General features: G+C 44.4%; 20 protein-coding genes. All 20 read right to left on the bottom strand.

Annotation, left to right across the window (positions count from 1 at the left end; all coding sequences use genetic code 11):
- Positions 1–40 precede the first annotated feature (40 nt).
- The gene (locus C161_RS11470) at positions 41–361 is read right to left on the bottom strand and encodes a hypothetical protein (RefSeq protein WP_036670379.1); all 321 of its coding nucleotides are present in this window, start codon (positions 359–361) and stop codon (positions 41–43) included.
- Positions 362–413: 52 nt separating this feature from the next.
- On the bottom strand, positions 414–1,823 hold the full coding sequence (locus C161_RS11465; RefSeq protein WP_036609334.1) for a DUF342 domain-containing protein: 1,410 nt from the start codon (positions 1,821–1,823) through the stop codon (positions 414–416).
- A 62-nt stretch (positions 1,824–1,885) separates the two neighbouring features.
- Positions 1,886–2,674, bottom strand: coding sequence for a FliA/WhiG family RNA polymerase sigma factor (locus C161_RS11460; protein WP_017689160.1), 789 nt, complete (start codon positions 2,672–2,674; stop codon positions 1,886–1,888).
- 15 nt (positions 2,675–2,689) lie between these two features.
- Entirely contained in the window at positions 2,690–3,133 is a 444-nt protein-coding gene (locus C161_RS11455) for a hypothetical protein (RefSeq protein ID WP_017689161.1), read from the bottom strand.
- A 4-nt stretch (positions 3,134–3,137) separates the two neighbouring features.
- On the bottom strand, positions 3,138–3,635 hold the full coding sequence (locus tag C161_RS11450) for a chemotaxis protein CheD (protein WP_017689162.1): 498 nt from the start codon (positions 3,633–3,635) through the stop codon (positions 3,138–3,140).
- The gene (locus C161_RS11445; protein ID WP_100529443.1) at positions 3,628–4,248 is read right to left on the bottom strand and encodes a chemotaxis protein CheC; all 621 of its coding nucleotides are present in this window, start codon (positions 4,246–4,248) and stop codon (positions 3,628–3,630) included. Before C161_RS11445 ends, C161_RS11450 begins: the two co-directional genes overlap by 8 nt.
- Before the next feature lie 10 nt (positions 4,249–4,258).
- Positions 4,259–4,720: a chemotaxis protein CheW gene (locus tag C161_RS11440; RefSeq protein ID WP_036609340.1), complete on the bottom strand. Its 462-nt coding sequence runs from the start codon at positions 4,718–4,720 to the stop codon at positions 4,259–4,261.
- Positions 4,721–4,761: 41 nt separating this feature from the next.
- On the bottom strand, positions 4,762–6,834 hold the full coding sequence (locus C161_RS11435; protein WP_036670378.1) for a chemotaxis protein CheA: 2,073 nt from the start codon (positions 6,832–6,834) through the stop codon (positions 4,762–4,764).
- Positions 6,835–6,866: 32 nt separating this feature from the next.
- Positions 6,867–8,309 (bottom strand): chemotaxis-specific protein-glutamate methyltransferase CheB, encoded by a 1,443-nt coding sequence (cheB, locus tag C161_RS11430; protein ID WP_036670377.1) that lies wholly within the window; start codon positions 8,307–8,309, stop codon positions 6,867–6,869.
- 32 nt (positions 8,310–8,341) lie between these two features.
- Positions 8,342–9,229 (bottom strand): MinD/ParA family protein, encoded by an 888-nt coding sequence (locus C161_RS11425; RefSeq protein ID WP_036670376.1) that lies wholly within the window; start codon positions 9,227–9,229, stop codon positions 8,342–8,344.
- Positions 9,226–10,578, bottom strand: a complete 1,353-nt coding sequence (gene flhF, locus C161_RS11420) for a flagellar biosynthesis protein FlhF (RefSeq protein ID WP_036670374.1) — start codon at positions 10,576–10,578, stop codon at positions 9,226–9,228. The genes C161_RS11425 and flhF overlap by 4 nt, the downstream gene beginning before the upstream one ends.
- Entirely contained in the window at positions 10,575–12,608 is a 2,034-nt protein-coding gene (flhA, locus tag C161_RS11415) for a flagellar biosynthesis protein FlhA (protein ID WP_036670372.1), read from the bottom strand. The genes flhF and flhA overlap by 4 nt, the downstream gene beginning before the upstream one ends.
- A gap of 25 nt (positions 12,609–12,633) precedes the next feature.
- On the bottom strand, positions 12,634–13,716 hold the full coding sequence (gene flhB, locus C161_RS11410) for a flagellar biosynthesis protein FlhB (RefSeq protein WP_200869420.1): 1,083 nt from the start codon (positions 13,714–13,716) through the stop codon (positions 12,634–12,636).
- A gap of 23 nt (positions 13,717–13,739) precedes the next feature.
- Entirely contained in the window at positions 13,740–14,528 is a 789-nt protein-coding gene (gene fliR / locus C161_RS11405) for a flagellar biosynthetic protein FliR (RefSeq protein WP_036670369.1), read from the bottom strand.
- Between the two features lie 10 nt (positions 14,529–14,538).
- A complete protein-coding gene (gene fliQ / locus C161_RS11400) occupies positions 14,539–14,808 on the bottom strand; it encodes a flagellar biosynthesis protein FliQ (protein WP_017689172.1) in 270 nt (89 codons plus the stop codon).
- Between the two features lie 25 nt (positions 14,809–14,833).
- A complete protein-coding gene (gene fliP / locus C161_RS11395; protein ID WP_036609355.1) occupies positions 14,834–15,589 on the bottom strand; it encodes a flagellar type III secretion system pore protein FliP in 756 nt (251 codons plus the stop codon).
- A complete protein-coding gene (locus C161_RS11390; RefSeq protein ID WP_156946118.1) occupies positions 15,586–16,122 on the bottom strand; it encodes a flagellar biosynthetic protein FliO in 537 nt (178 codons plus the stop codon). The genes fliP and C161_RS11390 overlap by 4 nt, the downstream gene beginning before the upstream one ends.
- A gap of 11 nt (positions 16,123–16,133) precedes the next feature.
- A complete protein-coding gene (locus C161_RS11385) occupies positions 16,134–16,499 on the bottom strand; it encodes a response regulator (protein ID WP_017689175.1) in 366 nt (121 codons plus the stop codon).
- Positions 16,500–16,527: 28 nt separating this feature from the next.
- A complete protein-coding gene (gene fliY, locus C161_RS11380) occupies positions 16,528–17,802 on the bottom strand; it encodes a flagellar motor switch phosphatase FliY (RefSeq protein WP_036609358.1) in 1,275 nt (424 codons plus the stop codon).
- Entirely contained in the window at positions 17,792–18,790 is a 999-nt protein-coding gene (gene fliM / locus C161_RS11375) for a flagellar motor switch protein FliM (protein ID WP_036609359.1), read from the bottom strand. The genes fliY and fliM overlap by 11 nt, the downstream gene beginning before the upstream one ends.
- Positions 18,791–18,801 lie beyond the last annotated feature (11 nt).

The following is an 18,801-nucleotide window of genomic DNA, read 5'->3' as shown; positions in this document are numbered from 1 at the left end:
CCATCGGTGCGCAAGACTGCATGTCCATAACAACCATTTATTATAAAGACAGATCTATGTGTTTTCCCTTGTAAGGGTGCTCTGCAGGTTTCACAGTTTCTTGAGCTTGAGACTGAACCGTCTCCTGTCCATCGGAACCACTCTGCTGATCTCCATCATGGTTATGCCCATCACGCACCGAAGTCTGTGAAGTTTCGTCCATTGCTTCACTTCGTTGCCTTGCTTCATTTGCTTCTTTCGACGTTTGCTCTGCCAAAAGATTCTGATCCGTAATCGGTCGCTGCTGGGCTTCACTTTGATAACGTCCCGCTTCACTTGTTCGTGGTACCGCAATCTGCAACTCCACTGCTTTGAAACTCATACGCTCACCTCACGGTTTCGAATGGATTTCTTCCTGTGCCTGAATGCTGTACTTAAACGTATGGAACCATCGTAATATCACCATCGTGATAATAAAATGAAATTCGACTCACTGGATCTTTAATAAATTTCGTGTATCTGCCGATAACTATTTTAGAGCCTCCATAAATCATCTTCAGAATATCAACACGAGCATTACTTGTATCTTCAAGTGCCTTTTCAATTTCAAAGATACGCATTTTCGTTTCTTCACTTATACGAAGAGCAGATTTCTGCGTAGCATTCAGCTTGATTCGCATCGACATCTTATCTGGAGTTAGTTGTCCAGCGGCAGCTAATTGATCCAGCAATGTCAAAGCTTTCTTCGTTTTGTCCAAGGAATCCATCTGCTCTCTGACTTCCTTGCGCAAATCATTGAGTTCGTTACGCAGCTTTGGTAGCACACCAACTTCAATGGAAGTGACCGTGGACATGCTGTTGCCCACAACACGCGCTGAGACGTTCTGGCCAGCCTGGATCGAGCCACCAACAATAAGACCCTTGGTTCCCGCACAGATGACACCGTGGCCAGCACGAATATTAGAATGCATAATACTTTGGGAAACCAGAACATCTTCACCGGCATCTACGTTGCCTTCTTGAATGAAAGTACATTTAACATTATGGCCTGCTTGTACCAGTCCTTTGTTATAACCAATAATACCACCGGTAATTTCGATTGAGCCGCCTGCTTCCAGTTCAGCTCCTTCGACACCTCCGACGACACGAATGTCACCTGCTGCTTTTACTTTAAATCCGGTAAGTACATTGCCTCGTATGACAACTGTGCCTACAAAGTCGATATTACCGTTATTGTAGTCAACGTCACCATTGACTTCATAAACCGGAAACACATTCAGTTTGTTACCGTCCGTTTTGGTAACCAGCCCATCTAGTGCAGCATACATCGCAGAACCATCCGGGTTAATCACAACGTTTTTCCCAACTTTAAACCGAGCTTCTTTTCCCGGACGATAAGGAATTTCCTCACCCGTTACTGCCCTGCCTGGTATGCCATCGCTAGGAGCGATCCGCTCTGCAATGATCTGACCACTACGGACATTGTTTAACCGGGTCACTTCTTTGTAATCGACAGTTCCATCTTCCGATTCCAGTGGTCGTCGTTCATTCGAATCGTCCATTCCAACCAGAACCTTAATGAAGCCATCTGTTCCTTGAATGGGAGCGACACCTTCTGCGATCTTGTATTTATCTTTCAAATAGGTTTCAGGGTTGTTCACAAAAAGTAATAATGCCTCTCGCGATACACCTTGTTTGATGCCCTTGTTTGCCACAAATTGTTCAAGTTCATCGATCGTGCAGGCAAAGCCTTCTTCCTCTTTGGAAAATTCAAGGTAGGCTGTGCATTTGTCGTCCGATAAAACAATGTTTAAACATTGTTCCAAAGCAGTCCGCTGTATCACCGCAATTCTTCCCCCTTTTAGACTTTCCACTCCCCAAACTCCAATGATATTACTTCTCTCTATTAATCTTTACGCATCAACAAATCTTTCTGTTTGTCCAACGTGCCGCGTAATCGTAATATTGCCTTGGAATGTAACTGGGATATACGAGACGGAGAAAGAGACATAACCTCAGCAATTTCACTAAGAGAAAGATCTTCGTAATACAAGAGTGAAACAACCGTTCTCTCTTTTACCGTCAACTTGTCAAGCCCTTGCACCAAAGCTTCCTTCAAATAAAACTCATTCACTTTATAATCCGGATTTTTGGCTTTCTCATCCACCATCAAAGACAGACGAGTCTCAGACTCTTCCTCACGAATTGGGTCCTCCAGCGAGCAAAGTGACATGACTGCCACTTCCTGAAGCATATGTTGAAAATCTTTAGTGGATACGTCCAAGTACTCGCTCATTTCCTCATCACTAACAGACCTGAGATAACTTTGTTCCAGCTGTTGGTAGGCGTCTTCAATTCGCTTGGCCTTCTCACGCACAGAACGCGGAACCCAATCACCTTGACGCAGACCGTCAAGAATGGCTCCGCGGACCCTCCATGATGCATAAGTTTCAAATTGCAGACCACGTTCATAGTCGAACTTCTCCAATGCATCAATTAACCCCATAACGCCATTGCTCTCCAAGTCATCCTTGGGAACATTTTTGGGTAAACCAACAGCCAGTCGACCGGATACATAATTTACAATATGAAGATACTTTTCAATCAACGTTTTCTTGGCTTCAAGATCTCCATGTTCTTTCCACTTTTCCCACAGATCAGAATGGTTCAAATGTGAAGCTTTACGCTCGTTCAATTACTTTCACCCTCCTTATTTGTCTGTCAGGTGACGAACGGCCTGCGCCAATTCCTCCGGATCCTTGGTCCGGACAAGTTTAGGCGGATCCAAAGGGGCGAATCCCGTTGGAGCTTTCGTCTCAGATGGCGGAAGATCGTCCCCAGATGAAGCGTTCTGTCCACTCTTGAGCAAATCATTCAGCTCTTGTCCATCGTCTTCGATTTTAATGTCCACCTGTGAACCTCTTTGATCTTGAGCACTTGGTGAATCATAACCATACCCATTTCCCTCAATCTGAGGGTTCAGCAGCAATCCCAATCCCCAGCGTAAACCATATGCAAGGACAAACCAGGCTACGAATCCGATCAATCCGCGAATTAAACTGGTCATCAGCACATTGCTGCTGTATGCTACAAAAAAAGTAAGAATAAACCCAACGATGCCTGCTCCAAGATTAATGCGGTAGTTTCCTATCATAGTCTTATAGTTCCTTTACACCCATTTGTACGCTTCGAATAGTCAAAAGTCCAGTTTCACAATCCATCTCAATCGTTCGTCCATAATTCCCACCCGTATCTTCTGCTAGAAGAGGGATATTGAGTTTTTGAAGCCACTCTCGACAAGAATCTGCATTCCTTGGTCCAATACGCATTGTATCTCCAGCGCCAGCAAAGGCAAACATCTGAGAGCCTCCGGCCATTTTAGACACAATACGTGAGTGAGAAGCGCCTAGTTTAATCATCTTTTCCAAAAGCTCAGGCAACGCCGTATCCGCATATTTCGCAGTGTTCAGTTTCCCTTCACGGGCGATCTCTGAAGTAGGAAGCATGACATGCGCCATTCCAGCCAGCTTCAAATGTGGGTCATACATTGTTAATCCCACACACGAACCCAAGCCAGTCGTACGGATTACACCAGGAAGATGAGCGATGTTTAAATCCGCCATACCGACTTTAACGACGCTTTTGTCCTCAATCATAGCTCAGTGGCACCCCTAGCGATTCAAATATCTTTGCAAAGGATGGTGGATCCGGAATGAGGAAAAACTGACCCTCAACTTGATCTTCACCTTCAAAGAAAGATGTGTCAATCAACAATGCAGCGTCACCCATCTCGCCAAATTGCAGCAAGCCATAACTTAGAATGGCACCTGCCATGTCGATGGCAAGTCCAGGAACAGTTGGATACATAGACAACTTCGTGAAATCTGCCAGAGAAGAAAGATAGGATCCAGCCAAAATATTTCCAATCTCGGAAAGCGCTGATTGTTCCATATCTGTAAAATCGAGTCCTTCTTTCAGATCAAATCCGGCAAGTCTATTCAACAACATTTTAGCAGCCTCTGGTGTCATCATAAAGAAAAGATTTCCCGGTGCTTCGCCTTCTACACGAAGAAACACGGTAACCACGATGCGTTCATCTCCGCCCACTTTTTCGGCAACTTCTTCAAAAGGGAGCATTTGTACTGTAGGTACACCCATGTCAATCGGTCTGTTGAGGAGTTGAGACAACGCCGTTGCGGCGTTGCCTGCTCCAATGTTACCGACCTCTTTGAGCACATCCATCTGGAATACCTCAAATCGGTTGAACATCTCCACGGTACTAGCCCTCAACACTTTCCAGCTGTACAATCTCGCTTTTATTTAATACTTCGTTTAGGTTGAGCATAATCAACAAGCGTGAATCTTCCAATTTAGCAACACCTCGCAGGTATCTCGCTTTGACGCCGCCAACCACTTCTGGTGGGCTATCGATCGCACTGCTCTTGATATCAATAACATCATTGGCAGAATCTACGATAAAGCCAACTTGCATGTCGTCTACACCTACGATAACAATACGAGTCTGATCCGTGTATTCCGTTTCCGGAAGGGAGAAACGACCGCGTAGATCAATGACTGGAATTACAACACCGCGTAGATTAATAACTCCTTTTACAAAGGAAAGTGTCTTGGGAACACGGGTAATTGGCATCATGCGCTCAATCGTCTGAACCTTGTCTACCTCAATACCATACTCTTCGGAACCCAATTTAAAGACGATGACTTTCAACTCTTCTTCCATGTAAAAAACCTCCCTATTAAATGTAAGACTTAGCTCTATGCTTATTTAATAAATGCATTAGGATCAAGAATCAGGGCTACTTGTCCATCTCCGAGAATGGTTGCTCCAGAGATTCCTTCAATAGCAGGAAGATAGGTTCCCATTGATTTGAGAACAATCTCACTTTGTCCAATAAATTCTTCAACAGCTACGGCTGCAAGACGGTCGCCTTTGCGAATCACGACAATTTCTGTTTCTTGCTCATCAGCATCATTGAAATCCGGTACAGAGAATACTTCGCTCAAAGACAAGTACGGAATCAGTGACTCACGGAATGTGATCATTTTATTGCCGTGAATATTACGAACTTGCTCACGTTGTACAATGGCCGTCTCTACAATGGAGGACAACGGAACAGCATATTTCTCAGAACCAAGTCGTACAAGCATTGCAGCAATAATGGATAGTGTCAACGGAAGCTGAACAGAGAAGTTCGTGCCTTTGCCTGGAGTTGAATGAATCGTTACATTACCACCAAGCGAAGTGATCTTCGATTTTACTACATCCAAGCCAACGCCCCGGCCAGAGATATCCGAGATAATATCAGCAGTACTAAAACCAGGTGCGAACAACAGTTGATTCACTTCATCGTCACTCATCTTGGCACCTTGTTCTTCGGTTACAACACCACGTTTGATCGCAGTTTTCAAAAGCTTGTCGCGATAGATCCCTTTACCATCATCTTCAATCTCGATAAATACGTGATTTCCACTGTGGAAGGCACGCAGGTTTACTGTACCCATCTCTGGTTTACCTGCAGCTACACGCTCTGCAATGGATTCCACACCATGGTCAACCGCGTTACGCAGTAAATGCACAAGCGGATCACCAATCTCATCAATTACCGTACGATCCAATTCCGTCTCAGCACCTGTAATCACCAGATCGATTTTTTTATCAAGTGTCTTAGCCAGATCACGGATCATGCGCGGGAATCGATTAAATACGGTATCTACCGGAACCATCCGCAATTTCAGTACAATATTTTGCAAATCTGTGCTAACTCGACTTAAATGAGCTACTGTATCGGATAAATCATTGTTGCCTGTTTCACTGGCCAGTTGCTCCAGACGTGAACGGTCAATCAACAATTCACTGAACAGGTTCATCAATACGTCGAGACGTTCAATATCTACACGAATGGTACGTGAAGGTGCAGCAGCTTGCTTCGGTGCAGCTGTTTTAGCTGGTGCCGTTGCGGTTTCTTCTTTGGGTACAGAATTCTTATCCGGCGAAGCAACCTCAGCTACAGCTGTTGGTGCGGGTGGCGCTTCAACTGTAGCTGCTACCTGATTGGCCATCTGCTGAAGAGTCTCCTGATCCAGTTGAATGAGCTTTGCACTTTCAATTTCAGAGATACTCATGATGCCTTCTTCCAGTTCGTGCGCCTCTTTAGTTGTTATGTAATACAACGAGAAACTGCGCTCAAACTTCTCCTGCTCAATATCCTGAACGGATGGGTAAGCCTTAACGACTTCACCTGAACGTTCCAGCATATCAAAGACCATATAAGCCCGTACACCTTTTAACTGGCTATGCTCGCTAACAAGCACATCCACGTAGAACACACGATGACCTTCGGCGATCGACTGATCCAGCACTGAATATTGGAATTCATCCAGCTCCACAGCCGAAGAGATTGAAGCGTTAGCCGGCTTGTTTGTTTCTGTAGCAGGTCCATTTCCGTTTGTCATTTCACCATTTTCAATGGCTTGAAGTGAAGCTACGATTGACGACACATCTGCTTTACCTTGTCCACCTTCGGTAATATCCTGAACCATGGTTTCCAAAGCGTCCAGACTCTTGAACATGGTATCAAAAATGTAATCCTGCATTTTCAACTTCTCATTACGAACCAGATCCAACACATTTTCCATTTTATGTGTCAGTGATGCCAAATCTTCAAAGCCCATAGTTGCTGCCATACCCTTCAAGGTATGAGCAGAGCGGAATATAACCTGAACTATGCCCAGGTCTTCCGGATTGCCTTCAAGTTGAAGCATGTTTTCGTTAAGCGATTGCAGATGATCATTAGACTCATCAATAAACATGGATAAATATTGGTTCATGTCCATTGTGAGGCACCTCCTCCGTGAGTTACACTCCGTTATTTCACTGCTTGAACAAGTTTAGAAGCAATCTCCTGCAATGGCAGAAGATGACGAACGCATTGCAGCTCTACAGCAGAACGCGGCATACCATATACAACACATGTTTCTTCATTCTCGGCAAAGGTTGATGTAACTCCAGCTTCGTATAATCGCTTCATCATACGTGCTCCATCACTTCCCATTCCCGTTAGCAAAACAAGATGCCTTTGTAAAGATGTAAACGGTAGAAGTGACTCAAACATCGTATCCACTGAAGGTCTATGTCCATTCACTGGTTGATCTTCAGTCAACTTCACGATAAACTTCCCGTCTGCTGTTTTGTTAACTTTCACATGGAATCCGCCGGGTGCTATATAGGCGGTTCCTTTTTTCAGAACCATGCCCTCTTCAGCTTCAACCACATGCAGTGGACTGAATGTATTCAATCGTTGAGCCAGAGAACGTGTGAAATTGGGCGGCATATGCTGCACAATAATGACCGGTGCAGGCAAATCAGCAGGCAACTGCTCGAGCAATGTCTTGAGAGCCCTCGGTCCACCCGTAGAACAACCTATTGCCACAAGTTTGTTGAATGGTCCTTCCAGCCCTCCTCCACCTTTGGGAACAGGATTAGGCTTGATTACATCCTTGGCTTTTGCAGAGGCAGAAGTTGCCGCTATTTGATCAGCTGCCACTCTAGCTGCATTAGGTAGTCGAACTTCCTTTGGAGTCTGTACTGGATTAGCTGACCTCACTGCTTTTTCTGCCTTCGTGCCCAAATTACGCTCAGCCTTTGGCAAAGGCTCCGGTTTATTCTCTACGCGACCTGGTTTTGAAGGTGACAATGGTTCAATTGGTTTCTTGGCTTTGGCCTGAAAGGCTTCAGTCCGCTCTCGAAGAGAGCGTTGAATCGTCTCGACAGGTTCGATCGTTTTTTTTACAGGCTCCGCTCGATCCCTAGCCGGCAGTTCTTTCTGCACTGGCTGAGTTGGGGGAGCAACTGCTCCTCGCAACATGTCTCTATTTTTCATGGATAACTCACGATCAGCTTTTCTTTTGACCTCATTCATCGCAGCACGCATGCGCTCAACCAAGGCTTTACCAACTTGAGCAATATCCTGGTCATGTGAAATAGATGGTTTGCGAATGAAGTCAAATGCCCCGGCTTCAAGCGCCATAATGGTTTCTTTCATGCCTTGTTCATTGATACCAGAGAGCATAATCACAGGAACGAAAGATTCCTTCATAATTGATTTTAATGCATCCAACCCATTCATTTCGGGCATCTCAACGTCCATTGTAATAATATCGGGTTTCAATTCTAGTGATTTTTGAATCGCTTCTCTACCGTTTGATGCCGTTGCCGTAACCTTGAATTCCGGATCCGCTTGGATCAAATCCGTAACAATCTTACGCATAAAAGCGGAATCATCGACAACCAATACTTGATACGCCGCCATGTTGTGTCACCCCTGTTTCCTTTATTCAGAAATCATGTTGTTCGTTTAAGCCACTTATTCATAAATCCCCTGATTCCTGTCAAGGTTCCGGATCCCGGAGTTGCAGGTACAGCCAGATAACGAAGAGCAAGTTTCTCTATATCTTTAGAGGCTTTGGCATTGGGATAAGCCAGACTATAGGGCATTTGCCTTTTAACCGCCTTGACTACCTGGGCGTCTTCTGAAATATACCCAAGCAGCGGAATATCCGTCTGCAAAAACCGCCTCGCCACTCCAGCTATTTTTTCTGCCACCCGTTCCGCTTCTCGTTCGTCTTCCACCCGGTTAACGATCATCCGAAAGGGTGTAGCATTTTCCTGGCCGTGCATAACTTTGACTAAAGCATAAGCATCGGTTATTGAAGTCGGTTCAGGTGTAGTTATAATCAGGCATTCATCAGCAGCACCGATGAACTTCATATTCTCTCTGGAGAGTCCTGCCCCAGTGTCAAAGATGACATAATCCATTTCCTGGGCAATATCCTCGACTTGACTGGCGAAAAACTCCAGATCACGATCAGACAATGAGAACAACTCTTTCATGCCCGATCCTCCAGCAATGTAAGGCAAGCCACTGGCACCCAGTTGTATGATTTCCCTTATGGATTTTTGTCGGTACAACAGGTGGTAAAGATTATAGGAAGAAGACGTACCCATAAGAACATCAATATTAGCCATTCCAATATCGGCATCAAATACAAGTACCTTTTGCCCCAAAGCCTGCAATGCCAAGGCAAAGTTCAGTGTGAAATTGGATTTGCCAACACCTCCCTTACCACTGGCCACAGTAATGATTTTCGAGGATCGAATATCTCGCTCAATGCCTTCCATTTCCAATGGCGCGGAGACCATACTTCGAAGTGTAGCTGCCTGATCCTTCATTGTGACCATTCTCCCAGCAACTGTTTGGACAACGAATCTGCATCTGGTTTCAACAAATCATCCGGAACATTTTGTCCATTTGCCACATATGCGAGCTTGAGTGGAAAACGGTGTAACAAGTTAAATAGCGGACCGCAGCTCCCAGTCTCATCCATTTTGGTGAAAATCACCTTATCCAGTCCATATTTACTGAAATGTTCCGTGATCTGCACCATATCAGCACTTTTGGAAGTCATACTCATGACCAGAAAGGTTTCGCTATTCTCTACAGGAGCAAGCAAACTTTGCAGTTCTGAAACAAGTAATTCATTTCTGTAGTTTCTACCCGCTGTATCCATAAAGATCAAATCACAATTCTCTAATCGAGAAATGGCACGTTGTGTATCACCAGGCGATTGCACCACCTCAAGTGGAACATTCAGTATAGATGCATACGTTCTAAGCTGTTCTACCGCCGAGATCCGATACGTATCTGATGTAATGAATCCAACTTTACGCTGTTTTTCGAACATTTGTTCAGCAGCCAATTTTGCAATTGTCGTAGTTTTCCCTACACCGGTTGGTCCAGCTACATAGACGATTCGCGTGGTAGGAAGAATGCCTTCTTCAATACGTTGCTCCAAAAAGTGCATAACCTCAAGCTTCACTATTTGCTCTACATCTTGTTCTTTTAATCCATTCTCAGACCATTTTGCTTGAATTGAATCAAACCAGGATTCCCATACTTCAGGCCAAACATCTTGTTCTGTCAAACGTTCTCGGATCGTATGCAGTTCCTCTGGCACAGGGTCCGCAGAAGTACCTTGCTTTGAAAGCCTGGTCACCATCTGTTTAAGATCCTGCAATTCAGTCATTAACTTATCCTGCTGCAGGTCTGAACCTGTTGGCTTCGGAGCAGTTGTTGAACCCGAAAAATCCGCCCCTTGCGGTCGCGGTTTATGATCCGTGCTCGAAGAACCTGAGCCGCTGTCTATGTTTGAACCGATATTACGCGATTCAAACACAGACGGTGCAGCCGCAGATTGGTCCTGTACACTTTGATCAGCTGTATTCGTTGTCACCGACTCATCAGAAGCCGCAACAAACGAACGAGCTGTTTGCCGATAAGCCTCAGGTACAAATGCACGAGGTACAGGCGTGAATTGATTTTGTACTGGCTTTGTTGTTTGCTTGTTTTCTTCCTTATCCACTGCAGCTACAACTTCGATCCGTTTTTTGCGAAACATTCCCATTACACCGCCCACCTTAATCTCTTTGGTGGACAGAATAACGGCATCACTTCCCAGGTCTTTGCGAATTTGAAGCATAGCTTCGGGCATGGTCTCAACAACGTATTGTTTTACTCTCATAAGTTCACCACCCCGATACTTTGAATTTCAACATTCGGCTCCAACTCGCTGTAGGAAAGCACAGGAATGTCCTGCATAGTACGTTCAATAACCTGACGCAGATACATCCGAATGGTTGGAGAAGTTAATACAACAGGTTGTTGACCTGATTGAATCAAACGGTTCACTTGTTCACTGAGCTTCTGATATACACTTTGTGTAGATACAGGGTCTAGCGCAAGATAACTGCCTTGATCCGATTGTTGCACACTTTCAGCAATTTTCTTCTCAAGACCAGGTCCAACCGTGATCACTCGAAGTGTCTCACCTTTCTGTGAGAACTGCTGAGTAATCTGACGTGAGAGGGATTGTCTGACGTATTCAGTCAGCACATCAGGATCTTTCGTATACGTACCATAGTCAGCCAGTGTCTCGAAGATGGTAACCATATCTCGAATAGATATTTTCTCACGCAATAACTTGGCAAGCACTTTCTGTACATCACCAATGGAAAGTAGAGAAGGGATCAGTTCATCCACAAGGGCAGAATAGTTCTCTCTGAGATTATCCACAAGTGCTTTTGTTTCTTGTCTTCCAAGTAACTCATGCGCATGTTTCTTAATCAGTTCCGTCAGATGTGTAGCCACAACGGAAGGCGGATCAACGACCGTATATCCTGCAAGTTCGGCTCTGTCTTTGGTTACTTCATCAATCCATAGTGCCGGAAGTCCAAAAGCAGGTTCCGTCGTTTCAATACCTGTCACAGACTCCTCATCATAGCCAGGACTCATGGCAAGGTAATGATTCAACAACAGTTCTCCGCCACCTACCACATTACCCTTGATTTTGATAACATACTCATTGGGTCTGAGCTGGATATTATCTCGAATCCGTATAACCGGAACGACCAACCCCAGTTCAAGAGCACACTGCCTCCGAATCATAATGATCCGATCCAATAAGTCCCCACCCTGCTGATTATCAGCAAGTGGTATTAAACCATAACCAAATTCAAACTCAATAGGGTCCACCTGAAGCAGGTTAATTACACTTTCAGGACTTCTAACCTCTTCAATCTGCTGTTCTTCTTCCAACTGTTCTTCCGCTACTTGTTTCAAATTCAGATTATTCTGCATACGCCACGCGGCATATGCCAAGACACCTGCCAACGGAAGCGTAGTAATAACATGAATTGGTGTGAAGAAACCGAGCATGGCAATAACGAAAGCTACGATATAAATTAGTATTGGATATGTAAACAGTTGCCCCGTAATATCATCTGCCAGGTTTCCTTCTGAAGACGCTCTGGTGACGATAAGTCCTGCTGCTGTGGAAATAAGCAGAGCCGGGATTTGGCTTACCAATCCATCTCCGATAGTCAGTACAGAGTACGTTGACATTGCATCTGCAAAAGCCATCCCATGCACAGTCATACCGATTATAAATCCACCAATGAGATTGATCAGGAGGATGATAATACTTGCAATTGCGTCACCTTTTACGAATTTACTTGCTCCATCCATCGCTCCATAGAAATCGGCTTCACGTTCAATTTTGGAACGACGCTCACGAGCTTGTTGCTCGTTGATCAGACCCGCATTCAGATCCGCATCAATACTCATTTGTTTACCAGGCATCGCATCAAGGGTGAATCGGGCAGCAACTTCAGCTACGCGCTCAGACCCCTTTGTAATAACGATAAACTGAACGACAACGAGGATCAAAAACACGATAAATCCAATTGCAATCTGTCCTCCAGCAATCCAGCTACCAAAGGTAGCAACTACAGCTCCAGCATCCCCTTCACCAAGAATTAGCTTGGTAGTCGAAATGTTCAGAGCCAGTCGGAATAGTGTAGTGATCAACAGCAAAGCTGGAAAAATAGAAAACTGCAACGCTTCTTTGCTGTTCATTGCAACAAGGAGTATCATCAGTGCAATTGAAATATTAACGACCAGCAACAAGTCCAACAGCCAGGTTGGGATCGGAAGAATCATCATCAACACAATGCCAATGATACCCGCAAGGACAGCTATATCTTTAATCTTCAATGAATGTACGGCCTCCGATCCCCTTTTATTTCGTTCTGCCCTTTAGTTTATATACATAAGCCAGCACTTCAGCTACCGCTTGAAACAAATCGGCCGGTATAGCGTCACCAATCTCGGCTCTCTGGAACAATGCCCGTGCCAGCGGCTTGTTTTCCATCGTAATAACACCGTTTTCTTTGGCTATTTCCTTAATACGCAAGGCGACATAATCCTGACCTTTGGCAATAATCTGTGGTGCCTCCATCTCGGAACCTTCATACTTTAGCGCAACCGCAAAGTGGGTCGGGTTCGTGATGATTACATCCGCATTTGGCACTTCCTGCATCATACGCTGCATAGCCATACGACGCTGGCGTTCCCGGATTTTACCTTTGATCAGCGGATCACCTTCCATTTTCTTGTACTCGTCTTTGATGTCTTGCTTGGACATACGAATCTTCTTCTCATGGTCATACTTCTGATACATGTAATCAAATATCGCAAGTATCATTAATGCCACTGCAATCTTGATACCAAGACTTAAAGTGATCGACGCAGCGAAATGTAAAATAGCATCCAATGAAAAATGAGAAAGTGAAGCAATATCTGACTGGTAGCCTTTAATTGTACTGTAAACGAGATAACCGATAAGCGACATTTTCAAAATGGATTTAGCAAATTCCACTAATGAGCGGAGAGAGAATATATTTTTGAAACCTTTAATCGGGTCCAGTTTCTCAAGTTTTGGCTTCAAACCTTCCCCTACAAGAAGAAAACCAACTTGCATGTAGTTAACGATTAAAGCAACCAGTAACGCACCCAGCAAAACGGGAGCGATCAATAACAAAACTTCAATGCCATAGCGCATCATAAGCGCCATCACATTCTCTCCGGTGATATCCATACTCAATCGATTGATGAAGATATCTGTAAACAGACGAACTATACGTTCTTTATAGAAATTGCTGAATACCATCATGATCAAAAACACGATTAGGAGAATGGATGCGCCAGATAGTTCAGCGCTTTTTACAACCTGTCCTTTTTTTCGTGTATCCTGTTTCTTTTTCGGGGTAGCTTTCTCCGTCTTCTCCCCTGAAAACAACTGGAGGTCGAGTTGAAGTTTCATCCGTGTCTTTTCCTCCGTTTCACTCAGCCGGGCCTTTGTCCAATGGTTCCAAGCAATTTTTCCATCGATCTGAATATCGCTTCGAACAATTGACTAAATACAAAGGAGAAACTGGGAACCAGCAAAAGCAAAATAGCAAGACCAACGAGTAACTTAAGCGGCAACCCAACTGCAAATACATTAAATTGAGGAGCAGTTTTGGCCAAAAAACCCAATCCAACATCCGTCAAAAACAACGCAACTACAATCGGAGCCGACATCTGAAAAGCCAGCATAAATGATTGACCTAAGGTCTGAATCAAAAATTCAGCAATACTTCCATCTGCCAACCGTAGGAAAAACACATTAGATAATGGTACCCACCGGTAACTGTAAACTATCGCATCCAGCAAATAATGGTGACCATTCATTGTCAGAAACAGAAGCATAGCAAATGCATACTTCAAGTTACCCGTAAGTGGAGCTGAAGCACCTGTCATTGGATCGTATACATTGGCCATACCAAAACCGATCTGTAGATCGATAAAGGTCCCCGCAGTCTGAACAGCCGTCATCAACAGATAAGCCACAAAACCTAAAAGCTGGCCAATTAGAATCTCTCTGATGATCAATAAGACATAACTCAGGTCTGTGGGTACGGTCTGGTCTATTCCGTAAATCAGATAGACAGATAATGTGACAAATGCAGAGATACCTATTTTAACTGAAGCCGGCACATTTCGAGCCGAAAAAACTGGCGCAGTTACAAAAAATGATGTGATTCGACAAAACATAAGCAGAGCGACAGGGAAACTTTGCAACAATGTCTCCATCTGCTAAAGCCTACCCTATGTATCTGTATAGATTATCGAGAATGTTAAACGTGAAATCGACCAAGATATTTAAGATCCAAGGTCCAAACAAAAGTACTGACAGAAGTACGGCAACAATCTTGGGCACAAAAGCTAATGTTTGTTCCTGAATTTGAGTTGTCGCTTGAAAAATACTGATTGCAAGTCCTACAACCAGAGCTAGTATAAGCATAGGTGCGCTGGCCAGCAATGACGTGTATACCGCTTTCCCGGCCAGACCGATAATAAATTCCGAAGTCATGACCGTCCTCCTTTAACTTTCCGGATCAAGTGTTAAAACTCAGTAACAGTGACTTGACAACCAGATACCATCCGTCCACAAGGACAAAGAGCAGTATTTTGAAAGGTAATGAGATCATGACCGGCGGAAGCATCATCATCCCCATTGCCATGAGTGTACTCGCGACAACAATGTCTATAACCAGAAACGGAATAAAAATCATAAACCCCATCTGGAATGCTGTCTTCAACTCACTGATTACATATGCCGGCACCATAACAGTAATTGGGATATCCTGATAGGTCTTTGGTTGTTCAGTCTGATTGTACTTCATAAATAGCAGAAGATCTTTTTCTCTGGTGTGACTAAACATAAATTTCTTCATGGGATCCGCTGCTTTTTCAAGTGCCTCTGTTTGCGTAAGCTCTCCCTGGAGATAGGGCTGAAGCGCTACCTGATTTATGGAAGACAATGTCGGCGACATAATGAAAAGTGTCAGAAATAGCGCCAAACCGACCAGCACCTGATTGGGTGGCATTTGTTGTGTACCCAAAGATGTACGTATAAAACCGAGCACAATCACAATCCGAGTAAAGCTGGTCATCAGTACAAGCATTGCTGGAGCAATACTAAGCACCGTAATTAACAGAATGATGGACAGTGAACTCGTGCTTGGTGTTCCTCCATCACCGTTTCCAATCTGAATATCAATATTCGGAATGGGTTCGGCAAAGGCAACCGTTACAGATGCCAGACTGATAAGTCCTAATAAACAACACGCTAACCAAATCTTTTTCTTCATGAATCCCTCGACCGATCTGTAGTATTGTCTTTATCCAGGAGCTTTTCCATCTTCTCTTTACGGTTAGGCATCTGCCGAAGTTTGGATTCAAACATTTCGTGAAAAGAAGTTGTGTCCTCTAGTTCCATTTCCCGCGGCGGTTCTTCTTTACGGAAACGTTTTGTGAGCTTGGCAATGAGAGGTGAGAGATTTCCTTGTTGTGCAGCAGCATCTCGTTCGAAGGAATCAATGATTCTTTGGGCCTCTTCCAGATCCGAAACCTTATCTATCAACTGGATGTCTTCACCTACACCAAGCAGATATACATATCCACCAATTTCCATAATTTGCAATGACTTGTTTTGCCCCAGTCCAACTCCGCCCAGGGTACGAATTGTGCCGTGCCGGAACATTTGCTGATTCCTTTTGTTTAGAAAACGGATCAGATAAACAATAAGGGCCAGGATGACGGCCAGGACAACAATCACCCATACAAGCTGTAAATAATAATTACTTCCCACGCCAGCTCCTCCTGGAATATCACCCTGAGCCATCATCATGTCTCTTAAACGCCCAGTGTCTTGCTGATCGCTTCGATAACCCGGTCAGATTGGAACGGTTTAACGATAAAGTCTTTAGCACCTGCTTGAATAGCGTCGATTACCATCGCTTGTTGACCCATCGCGGAGCACATAATTACTTTAGCGTTAGCATCAATCTTCTTGATTTCTTTCAAAGCTGCAATGCCGTCCATCTCAGGCATCGTAATATCCATTGTGATTAGATCTGGACGAAGCTCTTTAAATTTCTCAATTGCTTGTGAGCCATCCTGTGCCTCACCAACAACCTCATATCCATTTTTGGACAAAATGTCCCGGATCATCATTCTCATAAATGCAGCGTCGTCTACGACTAAAATTCGGTTTGCCATCTTGATTCAAGTCCTCCCTAAATTGTGCTTATTGTAATTTCTGAATTCGGTCCCATTGGCTAACGATATCTATAACACGAACACCAAAGTTTTCGTCAATAACGACAACTTCTCCCTTGGCGATCAGTTTGTTATTCACCAAAATATCGACAGGTTCCCCGGCTAACTTATCCAGTTCGACAATCGAACCCTGTGACAGTTCCAAAATATCTTTAATTTGCTTCTGGGTCCTTCCTAATTCTACGGTGACCTTAAGGGGAATGTCCATCAATAAATTCAAATTGTTTTCGTCTACCTGACCATACGCCCCATTTTGCAAATTGGCGAATTGAACTGGTTGTACGTTAACATTCCTATTTGGCATTCCACCGTAATGTTGAGGTGCACCATAAGGTTGCTGCGGTGGCATGCCATACGGCTGCTGTGGCGGCATTCCTTGAGGCATACCCATCGGGGCCTGTCCATATCCGTTATAGTCCTGAGCAGGCTGTTGTGGAGCCTGTGGAGCCTGTTGGTGCTGAACGGGCGGCTGCTCCGCAACCGGTGGTGGCGTTGCTGGTACAGCTGCTGGCGCAGGTTCAGGTGTTGATGCCACTGGTGCGCTGGCAGTTGACTCCTGAGCGCCTCCAATCAGCATATCTACCATGCTTTTGGCAAAATGTACTGGAAGCAACTGCATCAGATTGGAATCGATCAGATCCCCGATTAACAAACGAAATGAAACTTGGATAAGTGTCTCATCTGCTGGAAGATTACTTACACCCTCTCCACTCTCCAGATTGAGAATATCGATTCCCGGAGGGGAAATATTCACAAAACGATTAAAAATCGTGGACATTGAGGTTGCAGAGGAACCCATCATCTGGTTCATCGCTTCCTGTACTGCACTAATATGGATTTCATTCAGTTCTTCATCGACCGGATTTCCTTCTCCACCCAACATCAAATCAGCGATGACTTGGGCATCTCTCTTCTTGATAACAAGTGAGTTAATACCTTCGAATCCATCCACGTAATTCACATGAACGGCAACATGTGGCTTAGGAAAAGCTTCTTCAAACTGCGTTCGACTAATGATAGAAACTTTAGGTGTTGTAATATCTACTTTGAGGCCTAATAGCGTGGATAAGGCTGTTGCCGCGCTACCAAATGTAATGTTACCAATCTCCCCCAAGGCATCCTGCTCCAGCTCGGTCAAAAAATCATCAACCGTCTTTTCAGCGGGTTCCGAGCTGTTTATCGATTCCGATTGCCTGAGCAAAGCATCGATTTCTTCTTGGGATAAATAATCCTTACTCGTCAAATTCTTCAACTCCTTCGGTGACAATCTTGTCTATTTGCACAGCCACACGGTCTTTGATTGTCCCCGGACTGCCCATGTATTTCAGTTTGTCACCCACTTTAATGGAAAGTCCCTCATCAACTGGTTTGTTCAACGTAATGACATCGCCAACGGACAGACCCAGAAATTCTGCAATTGAAATTCTCGATTCTCCCAATTCCGCAACGATTGGTAACTTGGCTTTGTTTACACGCTCTTTTAGAGCATCATACTCCTCCGGAGCTCTCGTTTTCTTCTCCGAAACAAACCACTGATGAGTTGACAACCGTGACATAATAGGTTCAAGAACGACATGCGGTATACATAGATTGATCATGCCTGTCGTGTCACCAATTTTGGTACTGAGCGAGATCAGAGCAATGGTCTCATTGGGAGATACAATCTGCATAAATTGCGGATTGGTCTCGAGCGCTTCCATCCTTGGGGAAATATCCAACACAGTCTTCCATGCTTCCTGCAAACTTTCAAATGCTCGGCTGAATATCCGCTCCATGATGGTCGTCTCAATCTCCGTCATGGATGCGATCTTGGTTGGAGCAATTCCGGTTCCACCAAGCAGGCGATCCAACATCGCATATCCCACGTTTGGATGGACTTCCATCACCATTCGTCCCTGTAGTGGCTCCGCTTCAAAAATGTTCAATATCGTCATCTTAGGAATAGAACGGATAAACTCATCATAAGGCAACTGTTCGACCTGAACGACATTGATTTGAACGAACGTCCGCAGTTGGGCTGAAAAATAAGTGGTGAGAAAGCGTGCAAAGTTTTCGTGAATACGAGTCAAGCTTCTGATATGGTCTTTGGAAAAACGCACTGCCCGCTTAAAATCGTACGATCTGATTTTCTTCTGAGTTTCTTCCTTCTTCAATTCTTCTGCGTCCATTTCACCAGAAGAAAGGGCTGCTAATAGGGCGTCAATCTCATTTTGTGATAATACATCCACCATGTTCTCACCCC

The sequence above is a fragment of the Paenibacillus sp. FSL R5-192 genome (assembly GCF_000517845.1).
GTDB classification, from domain to species: domain Bacteria; phylum Bacillota; class Bacilli; order Paenibacillales; family Paenibacillaceae; genus Paenibacillus; species Paenibacillus amylolyticus.
The sequence above is the reverse complement of the archived record's forward strand: the minus strand, read 5'-3'. Positions and strand labels throughout refer to the sequence as shown.

What these genes read in the sequence shown, in the direction of transcription:
- fliQ (WP_017689172.1), bottom strand. Translation starts at nt 14,808, where the DNA reads ATGACTTCGGAATTTATTATCGGTCTGGCCGGGAAAGCGGTATACACG.
- fliP (WP_036609355.1), bottom strand. Translation starts at nt 15,589, where the DNA reads ATGAAGAAAAAGATTTGGTTAGCGTGTTGTTTATTAGGACTTATCAGT.
- flhF (WP_036670374.1), bottom strand. Translation starts at nt 10,578, where the DNA reads ATGAGAGTAAAACAATACGTTGTTGAGACCATGCCCGAAGCTATGCTT.
- C161_RS11470 (WP_036670379.1), bottom strand. Translation starts at nt 361, where the DNA reads ATGAGTTTCAAAGCAGTGGAGTTGCAGATTGCGGTACCACGAACAAGT.
- C161_RS11455 (WP_017689161.1), bottom strand. Translation starts at nt 3,133, where the DNA reads ATGATAGGAAACTACCGCATTAATCTTGGAGCAGGCATCGTTGGGTTT.
- C161_RS11445 (WP_100529443.1), bottom strand. Translation starts at nt 4,248, where the DNA reads ATGTTCAACCGATTTGAGGTATTCCAGATGGATGTGCTCAAAGAGGTC.
- C161_RS11385 (WP_017689175.1), bottom strand. Translation starts at nt 16,499, where the DNA reads ATGGCAAACCGAATTTTAGTCGTAGACGACGCTGCATTTATGAGAATG.
- C161_RS11435 (WP_036670378.1), bottom strand. Translation starts at nt 6,834, where the DNA reads ATGGACATGAACCAATATTTATCCATGTTTATTGATGAGTCTAATGAT.
- C161_RS11390 (WP_156946118.1), bottom strand. Translation starts at nt 16,122, where the DNA reads ATGGCTCAGGGTGATATTCCAGGAGGAGCTGGCGTGGGAAGTAATTAT.
- fliR (WP_036670369.1), bottom strand. Translation starts at nt 14,528, where the DNA reads ATGGAGACATTGTTGCAAAGTTTCCCTGTCGCTCTGCTTATGTTTTGT.
- C161_RS11425 (WP_036670376.1), bottom strand. Translation starts at nt 9,229, where the DNA reads ATGAAGGATCAGGCAGCTACACTTCGAAGTATGGTCTCCGCGCCATTG.
- cheB (WP_036670377.1), bottom strand. Translation starts at nt 8,309, where the DNA reads ATGGCGGCGTATCAAGTATTGGTTGTCGATGATTCCGCTTTTATGCGT.
- C161_RS11440 (WP_036609340.1), bottom strand. Translation starts at nt 4,720, where the DNA reads ATGGAAGAAGAGTTGAAAGTCATCGTCTTTAAATTGGGTTCCGAAGAG.
- fliM (WP_036609359.1), bottom strand. Translation starts at nt 18,790, where the DNA reads ATGGTGGATGTATTATCACAAAATGAGATTGACGCCCTATTAGCAGCC.
- flhB (WP_200869420.1), bottom strand. Translation starts at nt 13,716, where the DNA reads ATGAAACTTCAACTCGACCTCCAGTTGTTTTCAGGGGAGAAGACGGAG.
- C161_RS11450 (WP_017689162.1), bottom strand. Translation starts at nt 3,635, where the DNA reads ATGATTGAGGACAAAAGCGTCGTTAAAGTCGGTATGGCGGATTTAAAC.